Annotated in this window: 2 protein-coding genes and 3 pseudogenes; 3 read left to right on the forward strand and 2 right to left on the reverse strand. The window is 65.3% G+C overall.

Annotated features, from left to right (window positions below; genetic code table 11):
- Positions 1 to 154, forward strand: a pseudogene (locus tag ABZ453_RS50630) (IS110 family transposase); the annotation flags it as partial.
- Between the two features lie 403 nt (positions 155 to 557).
- On the opposite strand, the gene ABZ453_RS50635 reads toward ABZ453_RS50630, so the two are convergent.
- Together ABZ453_RS50635 and ABZ453_RS50640 are read right to left on the reverse strand one after the other, a co-directional pair.
- Entirely contained in the window at positions 558 to 1460 is a 903-nt protein-coding gene (locus ABZ453_RS50635; RefSeq protein WP_359026784.1) for a hypothetical protein, read from the reverse strand.
- Between the two features lie 297 nt (positions 1461 to 1757).
- Complete coding sequence (locus ABZ453_RS50640; RefSeq protein ID WP_359026786.1) at positions 1758 to 2186, reverse strand: superoxide dismutase family protein; 429 nt, start codon at positions 2184 to 2186, stop codon at positions 1758 to 1760.
- Between the two features lie 1047 nt (positions 2187 to 3233).
- On the opposite strand from ABZ453_RS50640, the pseudogene ABZ453_RS50645 reads away from it, so the two are divergent.
- Both ABZ453_RS50645 and ABZ453_RS50650 read left to right on the forward strand, forming a co-directional pair.
- Positions 3234 to 3380 (forward strand): annotated as a pseudogene (locus ABZ453_RS50645) (hypothetical protein); the annotation flags it as partial.
- 56 nt (positions 3381 to 3436) lie between these two features.
- Positions 3437 to 3933 (forward strand): annotated as a pseudogene (locus tag ABZ453_RS50650) (transposase); the annotation flags it as partial.

The raw sequence follows: 3933 nt of genomic DNA on the forward strand, positions 1-3933 counted from the left end.
GGCTTCCCGGGCCTACTACCAGCGCAAGAAGGACGAGGGCAAGCGGCACAAACAGGCCCTGATGTGTCTCGCCCGCCGCCGCGTCGACGTCCTGTCCGCCATGCTCCGCGACGGCACGTTCTTCGAACCTCAACCCGTCCCCCAAGCCGCCTGAAACATCACCAATCAACCGCCCCGCCCCTTGACGAAAGAGATAGGGGCACCCCCAGCGACTACTACCGGCACGGCATCACCAGCCTGTTCGCAGCTTCCAACATCGCCGACGACGCGTCATATCGGAGCCGCACTGTCGCCACCGGGCCGTCGAGTTCAAGAACCCCGCCCTCACTGTGGTGGCGGCTCCGGGCCGAGCGCCGGTCGTTCCGAGGAAGCACAAGAGCTGATCCCGCGGTTGCCCGCCGTTCTTCGAAGCCGTGCCCACGGCGTGCGCACAAGAGAGGGTGGCGCCGCGATGCCGGAAGCCTCGAATTCACCGCCCGGCCTCCCTGGCCGAACAACAGCAGGCACGCACCGCTACGTTGCTTGGTGGTGCGAGCCGTTGTGTCTCACGGGCCAAATCAAACGGTGGATCCGACCTTCTTGGGGAGTAGGTCCGTCACGTCGACGGAGACGTCGTTGAGCGGCACGGTGACCGCGAAGAGCGTCGGCCGGGCGTAGAAGCACGTCGCCTTGGCGTCGCATTTTGTCGTGTCACGGTACGGGGTCCGTTCAAGGCGGCTCAGACCCAGCGAGACGTTGCGGATGATGCCGCTGCCCAGGTTGCCGGGACAGAAGTCGATCGAGTCCTTCACGGTCAGGGTCAGCCTGTGCACGTTGAGGGTGACCACGGTCTTCCCGTTCGAGGTCTTCTCGATCAGTGAGTACTTGCCGACGATCGCCCGGTGGTCCGGTACGAAGGTCCCATCGGCAAGTGCCACGCCGCTCTGACCGCCCGCGATGAATCCCGGGGTGGTCTGCAGGTCGCTCCAGGCAATCGGAACATCCAATCCCAGACCAGCCTTATTGAGGTCGTAGTCTGTCCCGGGAATCGCGGATTTGGTGGCGACCTTACTCTTGAGGCTATTGACGATCCCGTTGACAGCCTTCTTCGTCTCCTCAGCGTTCCGGAACTCGGCGATGGCGTTCTTGTCGCGGACCTCGGTGCGTGAATGCGTTACCGGACCGGGCGTGAGATAGGCGTCATACAGCTTCTGCGCTGCCGGCATGTCGAGGAATTCGGTCCACGCTCCGATCGCCGCACTACCGGCAGCGGCGGCCTTCTTCGCGTCTGCGTTCTTGCTGAAAGCCGTGCACTGTGAGGGGTCCTGCTTTGCGAAGGGGGCCACGGAACGCGCTGCCCCACCCTGCCCCAGAGCGCCGCTGGGGGCCGAAGACGCATTTGCCGCCGCGCCCGTTGTGCCGGCGAGTAAGCCGGCTGCGACCAGACAGAAAGCACCCTGGAGTGTTTTGTTAATTTTCATGGACAACTTTCTTTGATCACCATTCAGACAACGATTCATGTGTGCAGTAACTGGGACCAAGCCCTCGCGGATCGGCGGCCGTGCCGGTCCGAGAACAGCGCGCACATCGGTGCAATGTTGCGGCACTGCTGCCGGTTGCCGGGGGGCCGCCGGTCGTGCTGACGTCTTGTCAGGTGCCCACTACTGGAATATGGTCCAGAGCCGTGGTTAGGCACGCCCATGTTGGGTGCACAGAGGCTGATCGGCCTTTGTCTCAGGCCTTCTCCATGTGCTGATGAAGATTTGCGTGAGGAGTGGCTACTCGAACGCCACGTTGATGCAGGCGAGGCGGGCACCCGCCATTCCGGCGTGGCCCTGGTGCGTGGTTGTGGCCATTTCGTGCAGCACCACTGAACGCGCACCGCCCTCGCGGAACCGCCAGTCGACGGTGCCGATGGACCGATCCGAACCGTCCTTGTCGGTCGCCAGGTCCAGCCACACCTCGTTGCGCGGGTTGGCGTAGGCAGGGTCGACCGAGGGCTGCGTCGGGTCCACACGGTCCTGGTAGTGGGGCCCGGCGTCCGTGGGTAGCTCGCCGCACGGCTTGGTGTGGACGTGCGCACCGTATACGCGGTTGGGAACCAGGTCCCGCCCTCGCAGTTCGATCCGCGTCCCGCCGTCTCGGCGAAGTTCCTCCTTCACTTGGATCCTGGCGCCCTCCGGCACCAGCTCGGGGTTGTAAGTCACCGCCTTTGCCTCACCCGCTTTGCTCGCCAGGGAGAAGGTCGATGCGACGAAGACCTTCCATGCCGGCGCCTTGGAGCTGCTCCGTGGCTCGCTAGCTCCTGCGTTCGCCACCAAGCCCCACGCGATGACCGCGACTGTACTCCCGGCCGCGGCGGCCAAGAGAATCTTGTGCTTGTTGGCAAACTTGCGCCTGGGCATAGCAATACTCCGAGGGGTGGCCGAAAAAGGGGAGAGACACAATGCAGCCTTGGAGAAGGACGCCTGGATGACAAATGGCCCAGCCACCACGGGCGCTGACGCCTGAGCGCTACCATTTTATGAAGACGCTGCTGCGGTCCCGCCAGAGTCAAATACCATGACATCCAGACATCCCATGGTGTCTGGATGTCAAGCGGTAGCGAGGTACGTATGGTGTGACCATGCGGTCGCTTCGTCGTAGAGGGTGCGGTCTTGAGGCATCCCTGGAGGATGACTGCGAGGCCGTTGCCAAGTTGACGGAGAGCGGGGTTGCACTGACAGTCGCGGGCTCGCTGCTTGTCGTAATAGCGGCGGGCGCCGGGCGAGCCCTGCAGGGGAGCAGAAGGCTTGGCGTTGTAGCTCAACGAGGCGGTTGTGCGGATCTGGTCGAGCGAAACTTCACCCGTCACGCCCGGGACCAGCTGCGGGGCACCGACATCACCGAACACCCCACCTTCGCGGGCAAGGTGTACTGCGCGGTCGTCCTGGACACGTTCTCCCGCCGCGTTGTGGGCTGGTCGAGCGCACGTCCCGCTACACGGTGCTCGTCCACCTGCCCCGCCAGGACGGCTACGGCGTCCTTCCCCGTAACAAGAACGGTCCGCCGCTGGCCGGTTACGGCGCGGTGACGAAGCGGGACAGGACGGCTCAAGAAGCGAATGCCGGTGGGCCGAAAGGCCAGGGGAAACCGGGACAGCACGTGCGGCGGCCTCTCCGCTGCGGTCCTGGCCAACTCGCCGGATACCGGGCCCTGTTGCCCGGGTCCGAAAGGACGCAGACGTGAGCCGGGTGAGCCTGTGGGGAGGGACGATGGCAACAGCGGCAGTACCGAAGGACAAGTTGGACGCCCCGGCGGTGCTCGGGGTGAACGGACCGGAGGGCGGCTTCTTCGCGGACTGGAACAGCATTGACTGGGACCGCGCGCAGGAGAACGTACGCCGACTGCGCCAGCGCATCTTCACGGCATCGAGGGACGGGGACCTGGCCAAGGTCAGGAACCTGCAGAAGCTTTGGCGGCTCTGGCACCGTGGCGCAAGCCGCGGGCGGTGCACGATCCCGGCAAGATCCTGCTGGATGTGGTGCTCGCGGTCGCTCTTGGCGGCGACTGCCTGGCCGACGTCGGCATGCTGCGGGCCGAGGCCGGCGGTGTTCGGGCCGGTGGCCTCGGACCCGACAGTCTCCCGTCTGATCGACACACTCGCAGCGGGCGGCCAACGCGCCTTGAACGCGATCCGCAGTGCCCGGTCCCACGTGCGCCAGCACGTGTGGACGTTGGCCGGGCAGACGGCGCCGGATGCGACCGGCTCGGTGACTGTGGACCTGGACGGCGTCCTGGTGATCGCGCACTCCGGCAAGGAAGACACGGCTGCGATCTGGAAGAAGACCTTCGGCCACCACCCGCTGATGGGCTTCGTCGACCACGGTTCGGGCGGGTCCGGCGAGCCGGTGGCCGCTGTGCTCAGGTCCGGAAATGCGGGCGGCAATACCGCCGCCGATCACATCACGACCA

This window comes from Streptomyces sp. NPDC005799 (assembly GCF_040630525.1).
In the GTDB taxonomy this organism is placed as follows: domain Bacteria; phylum Actinomycetota; class Actinomycetes; order Streptomycetales; family Streptomycetaceae; genus Streptomyces; species Streptomyces griseorubiginosus_B.